Genomic DNA, 16,833 nt, shown 5'->3' with positions numbered 1-16,833 from the left:
GCAATTCAGAGTTGCACTTAACTAACTGAAAACATATCTGGGAACACCCTGGAATTAAATAACATATATACACATGAGTTTTTTAAATTCTGTACTTAAAGTATTTGTTGGCGACAAATCGAAACAAGATGTAAAAGCCATCACCCCTATAGTAAATAAAATAAAATCTTTCGAATCTACTTTAGAAGGATTGTCTCACGATGCTTTACGTGCTAAAACAACCGAATTTAAAGGTCTTATTGCTGAAGCTATTAAACCTTTAAACGATAAAATAAATACGCTTCTTGAAGAAGCCGAAAATACCGATGATATCGATCGTCGTGAAGATATCTACGCCGATATCGACAAACTTAAAGATGAAGTTTACGAAAAAACCGAAACGGTTTTAAACGATATATTACCAGAAGCTTTTGCTGTAGTAAAAGAAACAGCTAAACGTTTTGCGAACAATACCTCTATTACCGTTACTGCAAACACTTACGATAGAGAATTATCAGGCACTAAAGACTATGTCACTTTAGACGGAGAAAAAGCCACCTGGGCTAACTCCTGGGATGCTGCTGGTAAAGCCATCACCTGGGATATGGTTCACTACGATGTTCAGTTAATAGGTGGTGTGGCTATGCATCAGGGTAAAATTGCTGAGATGCAAACGGGTGAAGGTAAAACCTTAGTTGCTACCTTACCGGTTTACTTAAATGCTCTTTCTGGTCAAGGGGTGCACCTGGTAACGGTTAACGACTATTTAGCAAAACGTGATAGCGCCTGGATGGCACCGTTATTCCAATTTCACGGTTTAACAGTAGATTGTATTGATTATCATCAACCTAACTCTGAAGGTCGTAGAAATGCTTATAATGCCGATATCACTTACGGAACGAATAACGAGTTTGGTTTCGATTACTTGCGTGATAACATGGCTCATTCGCCAAACGATTTAGTTCAGCGTCCGCACAACTATGCTATTGTCGATGAGGTCGATTCTGTATTGGTTGATGATGCGCGTACGCCGTTAATCATCTCCGGTCCTATTCCGCAAGGTGAACGCCACGAGTTTATCGAATTAAAGCCGAAAGTAGACAATATTGTTTCAGTACAACGTAAATATTTAACCGGTGTTTTAGCTGAGGCTAAAAAATTAATTAAAGAAGGTGATACCAAAGAAGGTGCTTTTCAATTACTTCGTGTGTACCGTGGTATGCCAAAAAATAAAGCGCTTATTAAATTCTTAAGTGAAGAAGGTGTTAAGCAACTGTTACAAAAAACAGAAAACTTCTACATGCAAGACAACAACCGCGAAATGCCTAAGGTTGATGCCGAGTTGTACTATGTTATTGAAGAAAAAAATAATCAGGTTGAGTTAACCGATAAAGGGGTTGATTATATCTCAGGTAAAGACGATCCAAACTTCTTTATCCTTCCTGAAATAGGATTAGAAATTGCTAAAATCGAGCAACAAAACCTATCTAAAGAAGAAGAGGCAGCTCAAAAAGAAGAGCTTTACAAAGATTTTGGCGTGAAATCTGAACGTATTCACACCTTAAATCAATTATTAAAAGCGTACGCACTATTTGAAAAAGACATTCAGTACGTTGTTATGGACAACAAAGTGATGATTGTCGATGAACAAACCGGTCGTATTATGGATGGTCGTCGTTATTCAGACGGATTACACCAGGCGATTGAAGCTAAAGAGAATGTAAAAATTGAAGATGCGACGCAAACCTTCGCGACGGTAACCCTTCAAAATTACTTTAGGATGTACCGTAAACTATCCGGTATGACGGGTACCGCGGTTACTGAAGCTGGTGAGTTCTGGGAAATCTACGAATTAGATGTTGTTGAAATCCCAACCAACCGCCCTATCGCTCGTGATGACCGAGACGATTTAGTTTACAAAACCAAGCGTGAAAAATATAACGCGGTTATTGAAGAAGTTGTAAAATTATCAGAAGCTGGCAGACCAGTATTAATTGGTACCACTTCGGTTGAGATTAGTGAATTACTTGGTAAAATGTTAAGTATTCGCAAGATATCTCACAACGTCTTAAACGCGAAACAACATAAAAGAGAGGCCGACATTGTTGCTGAAGCAGGTCGCCCAGGACAGGTTACCATTGCTACCAATATGGCAGGTCGTGGTACCGATATTAAATTAACCGACGAAGTTAAAAACTCAGGTGGTTTAGCCATTATAGGTACGGAGCGTCACGATTCACGTCGTGTCGATCGTCAGCTACGTGGTCGTGCTGGTCGTCAGGGAGATCCGGGAAGTTCACAATTCTACGTATCGCTTGAAGATAACTTAATGCGTTTATTTGGTAGTGAGCGTATTGCGAAAATGATGGACCGAATGGGACTTAAAGAAGGTGAAGTGATTCAACATTCTATGATTTCTAAATCTATCGAGCGTGCACAGAAAAAAGTAGAAGAAAATAACTTTGGTGTTCGTAAGCGTTTATTAGAGTATGATGACGTTATGAACGCACAACGTGAAGTGGTTTATAAACGTCGTCACCACGCCTTATTTGGTGAACGTCTTCGTGTAGACTTAGCCAACATGATATTCGATACGGCTGAGGGTATTTCTGAAGGCAACAAAGGTGCTAACGATTTTAAAAATTTCGAGTTTGAATTGATTCGTTACTTCTCTTTAACCTCTCCAATTACTGAAGCAGAATTCGGAAAATTATCAGCTCAGGAAATTACCTCTAAAGTATACCGTGCTGCGTTTGATCACTATAAAGATAAAATGGCTCGTAACGCTGAAATCGCATTCCCTGTGATTAAAAATGTTTACGAAAACCAACGTGACCGCTTCAAGCGTATCGTAGTACCATTTACCGATGGTATTAAGAGTTTAAATGTGGTTACCGATCTTGAAAAAGCTTACGAAACCAACGGTAAACAATTAATTACGGATTTCGAAAAGAACATTACTTTAGCGATTATCGATGATTCCTGGAAAACCCATTTACGTAAAATGGATGAGTTGAAACAGTCGGTACAGTTAGCGGTTCACGAGCAAAAAGACCCGTTATTAATTTACAAGTTTGAGGCCTTTGAGTTATTCAAAGCCATGATTGATCAGGTAAATAAAGATGTGATTTCCTTCTTATTTAAAGGTGAATTACCTCAGGAAACTCAGGAAACCATCCAGGAAGCCAGAGAACGCCGACAAGAAAAATTAAACGTTCAAAAAGAAGAAATTCCGAATCTAGACGAGCGTTCTGCACAAAACAGAGCGGCTGGAAATGCACAACAACAGCAACCGCAGGTAACAGAAACCATTGTACGCGAGCATGCTAAAATTGGCCGTAACGATCGTGTTACTATAAAAAACGTTATGAACGGTGAAAACAAAACCGTAAAATTTAAACAAGCCGAACCTTTATTAGCCAAAGGCGAATGGGTTCTTGTTGAAGATTAATATACAATTTATTATACATAAAAATCCCGGTAGTTTTTCTACCGGGATTTTTTTTATTTTAGATAGTATTAAACCCTTTATTATGAAAACGAACTTCGGATTTAAAATTTCTATAAACGATGAATTATTAACCAATGCCGGCCTTAACAACCAACACTTTGTAATTTCCTGTATTTTAAATTCTTTTAGAAGAGAGCTTTCTCCTGAAGAAGGATTAGACTTAAGTGTTTCCGGCTTAATCTCGACGACACAGCAGCATGTAAAATGGGCCAATTGTCCTTTAAAACGAGGCGATAAAATAACAATAGAAGTTATTAATAATGGCTTCGATCAACCGGTTTCAATTTCAGAGTCTAAACCTGAGGAAGAGATCTTAAAAGGAAAATTAAGAGCGTACCACAAACTAAAAGAAGAACTAAAAAATTATATTTAATTAAGTCCCAACAATAGATTAGGGTCCGGACAATTTGTCTTATAAAACTCTAAATCGACTTTACTACAAACTCCAGGGTAATCCCCTTGCAAACCCTGTAAATCTTTTATAATCTGAAAGTGTAAATGTGGTGGATAATCGCCATTAACTTGTGCTTCTCCTAAGGTTCCTATAGATTGTCCTTGTTTTACTTTTTCACCAACTGTTACAGATGCAATAGACTCCAAGCTTAAATGTCCGTAAAGGGTATAAAATTCCAAGCCTTCAACTTGATGTTTTAAAATAATGGTGGGACCATAATCACCATAGTTTGTGTTATTTTTAAAACTATGTATTTCCCCATCTAAAGCAGCCAAAACTTTAGTTCCTTCCGGACACCATAAATCCAGCCCCAAATGAATATTACGTTCGGTATGCACATCCTGTTGGTTAAAATGAAGACTTCGCTTGTATATGTTTCGTAATTCCAAATAGCCTCCATAGGCGACATCTCCATTATGCGCTCTAAGATAGCTTTCAATGTATTGATTGAAACTTTCAGAAGAAGACACATCAACATCTTTTAACTTTTCATTCGTTTCAGATAAATCTATGGGAATATAATTATTTCCCGTATTGGCAATATCTAAAACACGTGTTGGCTTTATTGTTGAAGTATTCAGCGTTTCTGAGAATAATTTCATGTTCTTGTTGTCAAAAATTTAATAATCTAAATTAGAAAATCTTAAACAAAGAAATGGTTTAGATATGTTCATTTTCATTCTGACACAAAAACAAACCAAAAAAGTCAAGGCTATTTAAGTCTTAAAACCTAAATAAGCATTGCACGAAGGGTTCTCGATACAATTCCTCGTTACTCGGAATCACTCGAACTGACGCAACTTCTAACTTCCTACTTTCTTAAATTCTAATGTATCTAACTACTCGATTAAACCACTTCAGCGTATAAATCGAAGTCGGCAGCATCAGTTACTTTTACCGTAGCAAATTCACCGGTTTTTAAATAGGTTGTATTCGCATCGATTAACACTTCGTTATCAACATCCGGAGAATCGAATTCGGTACGCCCCACAAAATAGTTACCTTCTTTTCTGTCGATAACTACTTTAAACTCCTGACCGATTTTCTCCTGATTTAATTCCCAAGAAATCTGCGACTGAATTTCCATGATTTCGTTTGCACGTTCTTGTTTTACGTCTTCTGGCACATCATCCTCTAAAGTATAGGCATGGGTATTCTCTTCGTGGCTATAGGTAAAACATCCTAAACGCTCGAAACGCATTTCTTTAACCCAGTCTCTCAAGGTTTCAAAATCTTCCTGAGTTTCTCCCGGATATCCCACAATTAATGTGGTACGAATGGTCATGTTTGGCACAGCTACTCTAAAGTCTTTAAGTAATTTCGTGGTTTTCTCCTTTGTGGTTCCACGACGCATACTCTTCAAAATAGCATCTGAAATATGTTGTAACGGAATATCTAAATAGTTACAGATTTTAGGCTCACGGTTCATCACCTCTAACACATCCATTGGAAAACCTGTCGGGAATGCATAATGTAAACGAATCCATTCGATACCTTCCACTTTTACTAAGGCTTCCAATAATTCGGCTAGGTTACGCTTTTTGTATAAATCTAATCCGTAATAGGTTAAATCCTGAGCAATAAGAATCAGTTCTTTCACGCCATTTGCTGCTAATTTTTCAGCTTCTATGACTAAGTCTTCAATCGGTGTACTTTTATGTTTTCCACGCATTAAAGGGATCGCACAGAAACTACACGGACGGTCGCAACCTTCAGCAATCTTTAAATAGGCATAATTTTTAGGAGTTGTCGTTAAACGTTCTCCTATTAATTCGTGTTTATAATCTGCGCCTAAAGCTTTTAATAATCCCGGTAATTCAGTGGTTCCGAAATACTGATCGACATCTGGAATTTCCTTTTCTAAATCCGGTTTGTAGCGTTCACTTAAACACCCTGTAACAAAGACTTTATCAACATCGCCTTCTTCCTTTTTCTGCATATACTCTAAAATAGTATTTACACTTTCTTCCTTGGCGTTATTGATAAATCCACAGGTATTAATCACAACAATATTACCTTCTTCTTCATGTACAACCTCCTTGCCACTGGCTTTCAGTTGCCCCATTAACACTTCGCTGTCGTAAACATTCTTACTACAACCCAGAGTTACTACATTAATCTTGTTCTTTTTAAGTGATTTTGTACGCATAATTTTTATTAAATCAGGGCGCAAAGATACGGAATGATTTAGGATATACGATTCTATAATCCTGAAATCGTGCAATTAATTTCGTTCTTCAAAAGGAATTACAAGGCCTTTTTCAAGATAATTTTTCAATCCGCTTAATAACATTGCCCAGCAAAACGAAGAATACTTAAAATGGTCGTTTGCTTCCGGCCAGTTCACATGGCTAAACTTTAGCATGGTTCCTTCGTTGTGTGGTTCCAATTCGAACTGAAACGTTGTGGGATCCCAATCTTTATCAGATACTGTCATCTTAAAAGCAATGAGTTTGTTTAGTTCCAATTTCGAAACCTTACAAAACCAGTTATATTCATCCGTAAAATTCAGATTATATTCTACTCCAAGTTCAGGTGTTCCTGAACTTTTTAGCGACCACCAATTATCGAGATGTTCAGGTATGGATACCGCATTAAAAACAGCCTCCTGAGATGCTTTAATGAATAGGTTATGGTAAATATTAAAACTCATATTTAAAGTTACAAAATATCTACAAAAAAAGGTGGTTAATTAAAATCAACCACCTTTTATATTCTTTTTACTATCGTGTACTATTTAAAAAACGAATCCACAAATTCGTATTTATTAAATACCTGTAAATCTTCTATTCCTTCTCCTACACCGATATACTTTACCGGAATTTTAAACTGGTCGCTGATACCAATAACCACACCGCCTTTAGCTGTACCATCTAACTTAGTTACCGCTAATGATGTTACTTCGGTTGCTGCCGTAAATTGTTTCGCTTGTTCAAAGGCATTCTGACCTGTAGAACCATCTAACACTAACAACACATCGTGCGGTGCATCACCAACCACTTTTTGCATCACACGCTTTACCTTGGTTAGCTCGTTCATTAAATTAACTTTATTATGTAAACGCCCTGCGGTATCGATAATCACCACATCGGCATTCTGTGCAACTGCACTTTTCAAGGTATCGAACGCTACTGAAGCAGGATCACTTCCCATAGCTTGTTTCACTAATGGCACATCTACTCGATCTGCCCAAACCTGAAGCTGATCAATGGCTGCTGCTCTAAACGTATCGGCTGCGCCTAGCACCACATTCAATCCTTTTTTCTTGAACTGATAGGCTAACTTACCAATAGTCGTTGTTTTTCCAACACCATTAACACCAACAACCATTAAAACATAAGGTGTTTTAGAACCATCGGCTTGGGGGCTTAACGTTGGAATAGTATATTCCGTTTCTTCACCGGTATTGGTTTCACTTAACAAACCAGCAATTTCTTCACGTAAAATCTGGTTCAGCTCTTCGGTCCCTAAATACTTATCTTTAGATACGCGCTCCTCAATACGCTCAATAACTTTTAATGTGGTATTTACACCAACATCACTGCTAACCAATACTTCCTCCAGATTATCTAAAACTTCATCATCGACTTTAGATTTTCCCGCTACGGCTTTACTTAACTTACCCAAAAAACTGGTTTTTGATTTTTCTAACCCTTTATCAAGAGTCTCCTTTTTTTCTGAAGAAAATATTTTTTTAAAAAAGCTCATTGTTCACTTTTATTGGTTGGTTACTATTTTAAACGTTTTGCTAAACCGACTAGCTTAAAACTGTTAAAACACTTTAGTCAAATTTCTTACCACAATTAATTTCGGTAATTATGTCAGAAACCTGTCAAATATAAATATAAAAAAGCTGCTTTCGAAATGAAAGCAGCTTTGTATATATCAAAAATGTTTGTTCTTACTTCTCGTTAAGGAAGTCGTTAACAAATTCTGGAGCCATGATAGACTCAACAAACATATAAGCACCAGTTTTAGGTGACTTTACCATTTTAATCGCTTTTGTTAATCTTTTAGAAGATGTTTGTAACGATGCTACTGTTTTCTTTGCCATGACTTAATATTATTTAATTTCTTTGTGAACAGTCATACGCTTAAGGATAGGATTAAATTTCTTAATCTCCATTCTATCTGGCGTATTCTTTTTATTTTTTGTAGTGATGTATCTTGAAGTTCCTGGTTGTCCAGACTCCTTGTGCTCAGTACACTCTAAAATTACCTGTATTCTATTACCTTTCTTTGCCATTTTTCTATCGTATTAAATGTGGCTATTATTTTAAAAATCCTTTAGACTTTGCCTCTTTTAACGCTGCAGAAATACCAATTTTATTGATAGTTTTTAATGCAGATGTAGAAACCTTTAAAGTTATCCAGTTGTCTTCTTCTGGAATGTAAAAACGTTTCTTTACTAAATTCGCATTAAATTTGCGTTTAGTTTTATTCATAGCATGAGACACGTTGTTTCCAACCATTGCCTTCTTTCCTGTTAGTTCACAAACTCTTGACATTATTATATAACTTTAAAAATTCTTTGTTGTTTAAAATCGAGGTGCAAATATACAAATTCTTTCATTTGTAACAACTTAATTTTAATCAATTTTTAAAAATTTCTTTCAATAGCATTTCCAAAGCCTTATTTACGGCTTTATCTATGACTTTTACGCGCTGATTTCCGAGCATAAACTTTTCTGAATAGACCTCATTTTTTGTAGCAATAGCAATATGAACCGTTCCAATTTCGGCATCAGAATCGCCTTTACTTGGGCCGGCATTACCTGTTGTGGCCACCGCGAAGTCCGATTGAAATAAATCCAAGGCGTTTTTAGCCATGGCTTCCACCACTTCTTTACTAACCACCGAATGTTCTTCTACAAGGTCTTTTGAAATTCCTAAAATATTGATTTTTGATTGCGTAGAATAGGTAACCACACCACCCTTAAAATACGATGATGCTCCTGGATGTGATGTAAATTGTTCGGCTATTTTTCCTCCGGTACAGCTTTCGGCCATCGCTAAGGTCTTCCCAATTTTGGTTAACCTATTGGCAATAACCACTTCTACCGAACCATCTTCATCCTCTAAACCGAAAAACTCATTTTTTATTAAAGGGATGACTTTTGCGATTTCGGCGTCCACATTTATTCTTAAATCAGCCTCTTCAAAACCCTTTGCCGATAAACGCAAACGCATTTTACCTAAACTTGGTAAATAGGCCAGTTTAATATTTTTAGGTAAGGTATCTTCCCAGACTTCAATCCGTTCGGCAAGTGCACTTTCACCTAAACCATAAACCAGTAATGTTTTATGCAATATAAAAGGACAGTTGTATTTCCCTTTTACTTTTGGAATCACTTCGTTTTCAACTAAAGCCTGCATCTCATGTGGCACACCTGGAAGCGATATAAAGGTCTTTTCACCTTTTTCCATCCACATACCTGGTGCAGTCCCCAAACGATTCATGAGTACCTTAGCTTTAGACGGCACCAAAGCCTGGTCTTTATTTACCTGAAGTAAAAGTCCGCTAACATGTCCACTCCAAATCGCTTCAATATTTTTTAGAACCGCTTCGTTTCTAACTAAAGTATCACCAAAATACTCAGCGATGGTTTTTTTAGTAATATCGTCTTTAGTCGGACCTAAGCCTCCCGTAAGAATTATGACATCGACATTGGACTCGGCATCCTTAAGCGCTTTTAATATATGTTCTTTATCATCCTGAACCGACGTTATTTGATACACCGACACCCCAATTTTATTGAGCTGCTTTGCAATAAATGCAGAATTAGTATCAATAACTTGACCTATTAGAAGTTCGTCTCCTATGGTGATGATTTCGGCTAACATGTAATTCTATATATTAAAATCTGATTTTATTTCAGCTACAGCATTATCGACCGCTGTTATTACCATTTCCAGTTGATTCGTAATATCTAAATCTGTTTTTGTAAACTTACCCCAGTCCTGTACTTCTATTAAAGTATCTAAAACCCCTAATTCGAATAAATCTACCGTTGGTTTCATTTTATGTGCCGCCTGATACGCGGTGTGATAATCTTTTTCGGCAACGGCTTTTTTTAAACGTTCGGCATCTTCCGGTACTTCTTCTAAAAAGGCTTCTGCCAAGGTTTTTATAAAATCTTCGTCGTTATCGGCTAATTCGCGTACTCTTTCTAATTTGTAATGCTGTTCCATTTATTTTACTGTTATTGAAAACATTTCTTTTTCTCCTATATAGCCCTTAAGCTTATCGTTTGCATTCACTTTTTCAACGCCAGATGGAGTTCCTGTAAATATAATATCTCCTATCTTTAAAGTGAAATATTTAGAAACATATTCTATTAATTCATCAATTTTCCAAAGCATGTGGCTGGTATTTCCTAATTGTACAATTTTATCGTTCTTTTTTAACGAAAATTCAACAGCGTTAATATCCTCGAAATCAGATACCGGCAACCAATTACCAATTACAGCAGCCCCATCGAATGCTTTTGCCTTTTCCCAAGGCAAGCCTTTTGCCTTTAATTCGCTTTGAACATCTCGTGCTGTAAAATCTATCCCCAGACCAATCTCACTGTAGTATTTATGAGCAAATTTTCTATCAATATGTTTACCGATTCGATTAATTTTTACCAGAATCTCCACCTCGTGATGCACGTCGTTTGAAAAGTCCGGAATAAAAAAAGGCTGTTTCTTTAATAAAACAGAAGTATCGGGCTTTAAAAACACTACCGGATCGATTGGTTTTTCGTTTTCTAACTCCTTAATGTGTTCGGTATAGTTTCTACCGATGCAAATAATCTTCATAATTTAAACGGATTGAAAATACAGATTACCCCAGTTTATTATTTAAACTTCTCAGCTTGATAGAAGTCAACACTTTTTTGGTATAAAGTGGAAAATCGGCATTAAGCAACCAACCAAAATATCCTGGTTCATTTTCTAAAATTTCGGTCACCAATTTCCCTTTATGCTTTCCGAAAGAAAAACACTCCTCCCCTTTTTTATTATAGGCAATGAATCCAGCAAAATCGGCAAACTGTTTTCTTGAGCTAAACTCCGCTAAAAACTGCGTGTCGTTTTCTAAATCGTCGTATTTTGCAATCTGCGCTTTAAGCACTTCATAAGTCGCCAAAGTATCAGCTTCTGCGGTATGAGCATCTTCTAAGTTTTTATCGCAGTAAAATTTATAAGCTGCACTTAGAGTACGTTGTTCCATTTTATGGAAAATAGTTTGCACATCGACCGCCAAGCGGTTTTTCATATCGAAATCGACCTCAGCACGCAACATCTCTTCGGCTAACAATGGAATATCGAAACGGTTAGAATTGAATCCTCCTAAATCGGAATCCTTAATAAGATTATAAACTTCTTTTGCTATTTCCTTAAAGGTTGGTTTGTCCGCGACATCTTCATCTGAAATACCATGAATGGCGGTTACTTCTTTAGGAATTGGAATGGTTGGATTCACCAACCAACGTTTACTCTCTTCCTTTCCGTTAGGATGTACTTTTAAAATGGCGATTTCTACAATTCTGTCGGTTGTAATGTTCACCCCTGTCGTTTCTAAATCGAAAAAACAAATGGGCTTATTTAAATTAAGTTGCATTATATAATTTTTACTCATTAAATGAGATTCGAAACATCAATCTCTTTTCACATCCCTTCTTTACGCTCTAAAGGGCTATTTACTTTGCGGTAAAGATACTAAATTGACTAAGCGTAAAAAATAAAACCAACCCTTTTATAGGTTGGTTCTAATATATTTTGAAGATTTTATTTTCTAGATTTCTCTGTTCACATCCCAGGCTTCAAGATAGTCTTTAACAGCTTTTACAAACTCTCCTCCCAGGGCTCCATTAACTACACGGTGATCGTAAGAATGCGATAAAAACATTTTGTATCGGATACCGATAAAATCGCCTTCTGGTGTTTCAATAACCGCAGGCACTTTTCTAATCGCTCCAAGTGCTAAAATCCCCACTTGTGGCTGATTGATAATTGGTGTACCCATGATACTTCCAAAAGTTCCAACATTAGTAACCGTATACGTTCCACCCTGAATATCGTCTGGTTTTAACTGATTTGCTCTTGCACGCTTTGCTAAATCGTTAACCTGTTTGGTCATACCCACCAAGTTTAACTGATCGGCATTTTTAATTACCGGAACAATTAAATTTCCATCAGGTAATGATGCCGCCATACCTAAGTTGATATTCTTTTTCTTTACAATGGTATCGCCTTGCACAGAAATATTCATTAATGGATAATCGCGTAAAGCTTTAGCAATCGCTTCCATGAAGATTGGTGTAAAAGTCAGATTTTCACCTTCACGTTTCATGAAACCATCTTTAACTTTCTTTCTCCAGTTCCAGATATTTGTTACATCGGCTTCAATAAAACTTTGTACATGAGCAGAGGTCTGAACTGACTCTACCATATGATGCGCAATGAGTTTACCCATACGCGTCATTTCTATAATTTCATCTTCACCACTACTAACTACTGGAGCAGGTGCAGCTTTTGGTTGTTCAGGAGCTTTTGGTTGCGCTACAGCTTTGGTCTCTACTTTTGGAGCTACAACTGTACCATTTTCCTTATTGGAAATATATTCTAAAATATCATTTTTAGTGACACGTCCTTCTTTACCCGTTCCTGAAATCGCATCAAGTTCTTCCTGAGAAATCCCTTCTTCTCTTGCTATATTCTTAACTAACGGCGAATAAAACCTATCTTCTGTTGAAGCTACAGCAACAGGCGCTAAGGTTTCTTTTACTTTTTTTATAGACTCTACAACTTCTTCTACAGCAACAGTTTCTTCTTCATTAGACTCTACCACGGATGTTTCTTCTGTTTCCTTTACTTCAACTGCTCCCTCTCCTTCAGTTTCAATAATAGCAACAACCTGTCCTACCTGAACCACATCGTTAACCTCGAAACGTTTTTCTATAAGAACTCCTTCTACTTCACTAGGAACTTCACTATCTACTTTATCTGTTGCAATTTCTAAGACGGTTTCATCCAGTTCAATCGTGTCTCCGACTTCTTTTAACCAAGACGTAATGGTTGCTTCTGCAACACTTTCTCCCATTTTAGGTAATTTGAGTTCAAATTTTGCCATATCAATAAAGTAATACTTAGTTTTTATTTTTCGCTTGCAAAATTACTTAAAAATCATCAATTCTTTTAAAGAATTTTCAAATAAAACTAACTTAAACTTATAATTTCACCTCTACAGATGGCATTATCACTCCCTATGATGAAGGAACTATCCTTAGGTAAGATTTTGTAAGTAACCGATTTACAGTTCTTTTTCTTTTCAATAGCCGAGATAATATCTTTGTATTTCCATGAATTACCATCGAAAATAATTTCTGTTGTATCCTGAATACTTTCCAAACAGTTTTTTAAAACCACTTCTTTGGGTAAAACCGCTTTTAAGCTTTCATTCATTTGTGTTGACATGAAAGCGTATGTATTAACCTGCTTTATTTTTTTAACCGGTGCCCTATTAATTAAATACGCCATTTTAACAGCCGACCAAACGGTAAAATCACACAGTACATTCTTTTTAAAATGCTTTTGATAGAAAATCTGCATGGCTCCATAAAACCGCCTCACATAATGCTTATCACGCAAGGTGCTTTCTCCTTTGTAATGCAATACTGTGGTTTCACCGAAATAATAATTGGTATAACCTGCCTTATATACACTATACGACAAATCAATATCTTCACCGTACATAAAGTAGTCTTCATCGAATCCTCCAACATCAAGAAAAACGTCTTTTTTCATAAGCATAAAAGCACCTACTAGTATTTTTACTTTCCCAATACCATTTTCATCGATATGATTCGCATAATACAATTCAGAGTTTCCAAGCATCTTTTTAAAGGCCACTTTAACATAAGGGACATTACGCTTACTTTCCGGTAAAAACTCACCCACTCCGTTAATAAGCTTACAACCTACAATCCCTAAATCAGATTTACTATCGGCAAACTTTAATAATTTAAGAAACGTGTCTTCAGCTACTACGGTATCTGGGTTAAGTATGCAAATATACTCTCCTTCAGCCTGAGCTATGCCAATATTATTCCCTTTTGAAAATCCGAAATTTTCACTATTTTCAATAAGTTTTACTTCTGGAAACAGTTCTTTTACCATTTTACAGCTGTCATCTTCAGAATCGTTATCTACAACAATAATTTCTGCTTCAATATCTGTGACAGCAGCCTGCACACTTTTCAAACAGAGCTCTAAAAAGTAGCGTACATTATAATTTAAAATGACAATTGAGAGATTCAAGGGTTGATTGACACAGCTATTAGGAGGTTGCAATTTACGTTAGTTTTTTTTGCCTTAATTAAGATTTTAATGATGATTCGAAAGGGACTCGATTCACAATACTTCGACCTAAAGTAATCTCATCGGCATATTCTAATTCGTCGCCAACCGAGATTCCTCGTGCTATTGTAGACGTGTAAATATTGTATTCCTGTATTTGTTTGTAGATATAAAAATTAGTGGTGTCGCCTTCCATAGTAGAACTTAACGCAAAGATGAGCTCTTTTATTTTACCTTCTTCAACTTTTTTTACTAAAGGCTGAATATTAAGGTCATGAGGACCTATGCCATCCATTGGAGATATCTTACCACCAAGTACATGGTACAAGCCTTTAAACGAGCTTGTGTTTTCTATCGCCATAACATCTCTAATATCCTCTACCACACAAACAACCGATTCATCTCGATTTGGATTAGAACATATTTCACACAATTCTTCATCGCTAATATTATTGCAAGACTTACAAAACTTTATATCATTTCTCATGGATTGTAAAGCCTCTGCCAACATTGTTATTTGCTCTTTTGGCTGTTTTAGCATATGCAATACCAAACGCAATGCCGTACGCTTCCCAATACCTGGTAGTTGCGACATTTCATTTACTGCACGCTCTAATAATTTTGACGAGAATTCCATGCGGCGAATTTAATATTTTTTAAAGACATCAATACTTAAACAGTAAAATAATAAAATAAATGATTCCCTAAGACTGAAAAGTAATTTTGTATTTTGGCCGTTAAAACAAATAAATTAATGTCGGCGACTCAAATCTTAATCCTAATTGCAGCTTATTTTGGTGTTCTAATTTTAATCTCTTATTTCACAGGAAAAGAAGATTCTAACGATGCCTTTTTTAAGGCTAACAAATCGGCGCCCTGGTATTTGGTTGCTTTCGGAATGATTGGAGCTTCGCTTTCAGGTGTGACTTTCATTTCAGTTCCCGGTGCTGTTGAAACCAAACAATTTGGCTACCTGCAAGTCGTCTTCGGTTATTTATTTGGCTATCTCGCTATTGCCTATGTTTTACTTCCTATTTACTATAAACTCAACCTAACCTCCATATACACTTATTTAAGAGACCGATTTGGAAATACCAGTTACAAAACAGGCTCTATTGCTTTCTTAATCTCGAGAATCGTCGGTGCCTCATTTAGACTATTTTTAGTAGCAAAAGTCCTCCAACTTTTGGTCTTCGATCAATATGGCATTCCATTTTCAATTACCGTAATTATTACGGTTCTGCTTATTTGGTTGTATACCTTTAAAGGTGGTATAAAAACTATCATTTTTACCGATACCCTTCAAACCCTATTCATGCTCATCTCGGTTTTGGTAACCATTTTCTTTTTAGCTAATGCTTTAGACCTACATAGTCTTTCTGATGTTTACAACAATGTAAAAACAAATGCCATGAGCAAAGTTTTCTTTTTTGAAGATATTAATGATGCTCAATATTTTGTAAAAAGTTTTTTATCGGGCATGTTTATCACCATTACTATGACAGGTTTAGATCAGGATATGATGCAGAAAAATTTAACCTGTCGAAATATTAAAGAAGCGCAAAAGAATATGCTATCCTTTAGCGTGGTTTTAATTTTTGTGAATATTCTGTTTTTAGTTTTAGGATTGCTACTAACACAGTACGCCATTCAGAATAATATAACAGCACGAAAGGACGATTTATTCCCGACCATTGCTATGTTACCTGAAATAGGCTTTGCCACCTCTGCCTTTTTTATTCTTGGCTTAATTGCTGCGGCTTACAGTAGTGCCGATTCCGCTTTAACCTCTTTAACCACATCATTCTGTATTGACATTATAGAATTAGACAAAAAACCAGAGGCCAACAGAAAAAGGATCAGGAAGCAAACGCATGCTTTTATTAGTGCTTTGCTCGTCGTTGTCATCATTATTTTCGATGCTTTATTTAAAGACGTTTCTGTTATCTGGGAATTATTTAAAGCTGCCGGCTACACTTACGGACCTTTACTAGGCTTATTTGCTTTTGGTATTTTTACCAAACAGCATTTAAAAGACAACTACGTTTGGATTATCGCTATAGTCGCTCCAATTGTGTCTTATTTTATAAACGCATACTCCGTAGACTTACTTAACGGATACCAAATTGGTTTTGAAATATTAATCATCAACGGCCTCCTAACATTTTTAGGTTTAATACTGATTCGTAGAAAGCAAAACTAAAGAACAGGCTGTTTCAAAATCAATATCATTCTCTTTTAAAAGTTTATATAATTCCGGATTTTCTGTACCAGGGTTAAATATCACACGCTTTGGTTTTAAGGACCGTATGTAATCGTAGTATGGCACCTGATTTTTTGGGTTCAAATACAAGGTCACGGTATGAATATCTTCATGGGGTAACTTTTCTGTATCAATTTTAATTCCTGCAACTTCACCTGTAACGTTTCCAATCGCAACCACTTCAATATGTTTTTCAACCAATTTATGAATGGCATAATTTGAATATCTTCCAGGTTTTAAAGAGGCGCCAAGAACTAGAGTTTTTTTATTCATATGTTAAAA

Annotated in this window: 18 protein-coding genes; 3 read left to right on the top strand and 15 right to left on the bottom strand. The window is 36.2% G+C overall.

What is annotated here, in order from left to right; translation table 11 throughout:
- Positions 1-73 precede the first annotated feature (73 nt).
- Both secA and ICJ85_RS07445 read left to right on the top strand, forming a co-directional pair.
- A complete protein-coding gene (gene secA, locus ICJ85_RS07450; protein ID WP_188223171.1) occupies positions 74-3,430 on the top strand; it encodes a preprotein translocase subunit SecA in 3,357 nt (1,118 codons plus the stop codon).
- Positions 3,431-3,512: 82 nt separating this feature from the next.
- Positions 3,513-3,863, top strand: a complete 351-nt coding sequence (locus ICJ85_RS07445) for a hypothetical protein (protein WP_188223170.1) — start codon at positions 3,513-3,515, stop codon at positions 3,861-3,863.
- On the opposite strand, the gene ICJ85_RS07440 is transcribed toward ICJ85_RS07445, so the two are convergent.
- From ICJ85_RS07440 to recR, 14 genes are all read right to left on the bottom strand, one after another.
- Entirely contained in the window at positions 3,860-4,546 is a 687-nt protein-coding gene (locus tag ICJ85_RS07440) for a peptidoglycan DD-metalloendopeptidase family protein (RefSeq protein WP_188223169.1), read from the bottom strand. The two genes, ICJ85_RS07445 and ICJ85_RS07440, sit on opposite strands and share 4 nt — an antisense overlap.
- A 245-nt stretch (positions 4,547-4,791) precedes the next feature.
- Entirely contained in the window at positions 4,792-6,093 is a 1,302-nt protein-coding gene (gene rimO / locus ICJ85_RS07435) for a 30S ribosomal protein S12 methylthiotransferase RimO (protein ID WP_188223168.1), read from the bottom strand.
- A gap of 75 nt (positions 6,094-6,168) precedes the next feature.
- Complete coding sequence (locus ICJ85_RS07430; protein ID WP_188223167.1) at positions 6,169-6,597, bottom strand: SRPBCC family protein; 429 nt, start codon at positions 6,595-6,597, stop codon at positions 6,169-6,171.
- Between the two features lie 80 nt (positions 6,598-6,677).
- Complete coding sequence (gene ftsY / locus ICJ85_RS07425) at positions 6,678-7,652, bottom strand: signal recognition particle-docking protein FtsY (RefSeq protein ID WP_188223166.1); 975 nt, start codon at positions 7,650-7,652, stop codon at positions 6,678-6,680.
- A gap of 193 nt (positions 7,653-7,845) precedes the next feature.
- Positions 7,846-7,998 (bottom strand): DUF4295 domain-containing protein, encoded by a 153-nt coding sequence (locus ICJ85_RS07420; protein WP_188223165.1) that lies wholly within the window; start codon positions 7,996-7,998, stop codon positions 7,846-7,848.
- Positions 7,999-8,007: 9 nt separating this feature from the next.
- On the bottom strand, positions 8,008-8,190 hold the full coding sequence (gene rpmG / locus ICJ85_RS07415; protein WP_007648529.1) for a 50S ribosomal protein L33: 183 nt from the start codon (positions 8,188-8,190) through the stop codon (positions 8,008-8,010).
- A 25-nt stretch (positions 8,191-8,215) separates the two neighbouring features.
- Positions 8,216-8,452, bottom strand: coding sequence for a 50S ribosomal protein L28 (rpmB, locus tag ICJ85_RS07410; RefSeq protein WP_188215045.1), 237 nt, complete (start codon positions 8,450-8,452; stop codon positions 8,216-8,218).
- An 85-nt stretch (positions 8,453-8,537) separates the two neighbouring features.
- Positions 8,538-9,788, bottom strand: coding sequence for a competence/damage-inducible protein A (locus ICJ85_RS07405; protein WP_188223164.1), 1,251 nt, complete (start codon positions 9,786-9,788; stop codon positions 8,538-8,540).
- 6 nt (positions 9,789-9,794) lie between these two features.
- Positions 9,795-10,136, bottom strand: a complete 342-nt coding sequence (locus tag ICJ85_RS07400) for an Hpt domain-containing protein (protein WP_188223163.1) — start codon at positions 10,134-10,136, stop codon at positions 9,795-9,797.
- Positions 10,137-10,748 carry a fumarylacetoacetate hydrolase family protein gene (locus ICJ85_RS07395; RefSeq protein ID WP_188223162.1) on the bottom strand — a complete coding sequence of 204 codons (612 nt, stop codon included), beginning with the start codon at positions 10,746-10,748 and terminating at the stop codon, positions 10,137-10,139.
- 25 nt (positions 10,749-10,773) lie between these two features.
- Positions 10,774-11,550 (bottom strand): 3'-5' exonuclease, encoded by a 777-nt coding sequence (locus tag ICJ85_RS07390; RefSeq protein ID WP_188223161.1) that lies wholly within the window; start codon positions 11,548-11,550, stop codon positions 10,774-10,776.
- A 174-nt stretch (positions 11,551-11,724) separates the two neighbouring features.
- Complete coding sequence (locus ICJ85_RS07385; RefSeq protein WP_188223160.1) at positions 11,725-13,062, bottom strand: dihydrolipoamide acetyltransferase family protein; 1,338 nt, start codon at positions 13,060-13,062, stop codon at positions 11,725-11,727.
- An 86-nt stretch (positions 13,063-13,148) separates the two neighbouring features.
- A complete protein-coding gene (locus ICJ85_RS07380; protein WP_188223159.1) occupies positions 13,149-14,249 on the bottom strand; it encodes a glycosyltransferase family 2 protein in 1,101 nt (366 codons plus the stop codon).
- Positions 14,250-14,307: 58 nt separating this feature from the next.
- Positions 14,308-14,925, bottom strand: a complete 618-nt coding sequence (gene recR, locus ICJ85_RS07375; protein ID WP_188223158.1) for a recombination mediator RecR — start codon at positions 14,923-14,925, stop codon at positions 14,308-14,310.
- Positions 14,926-15,042: 117 nt separating this feature from the next.
- Here recR and ICJ85_RS07370 point away from each other — a divergent pair, with 117 nt between their 5' ends.
- The gene (locus ICJ85_RS07370; RefSeq protein ID WP_188223157.1) at positions 15,043-16,491 is read left to right on the top strand and encodes a sodium:solute symporter; all 1,449 of its coding nucleotides are present in this window, start codon (positions 15,043-15,045) and stop codon (positions 16,489-16,491) included.
- Here the strand turns inward: ICJ85_RS07370 and ICJ85_RS07365 are convergent.
- Positions 16,462-16,824 (bottom strand): CoA-binding protein, encoded by a 363-nt coding sequence (locus ICJ85_RS07365; RefSeq protein ID WP_188223156.1) that lies wholly within the window; start codon positions 16,822-16,824, stop codon positions 16,462-16,464. The two genes, ICJ85_RS07370 and ICJ85_RS07365, sit on opposite strands and share 30 nt — an antisense overlap.
- Positions 16,825-16,833: the final 9 nt, after the last annotated feature.

Origin of the sequence: Aestuariibaculum marinum (genome assembly GCF_014596975.1) — a bacterium.
GTDB lineage: Bacteria > Bacteroidota > Bacteroidia > Flavobacteriales > Flavobacteriaceae > Aestuariibaculum > Aestuariibaculum marinum.
Note: the sequence above shows the minus strand (reverse complement) of the source record. Positions and strands in the feature narration are given on the sequence as shown.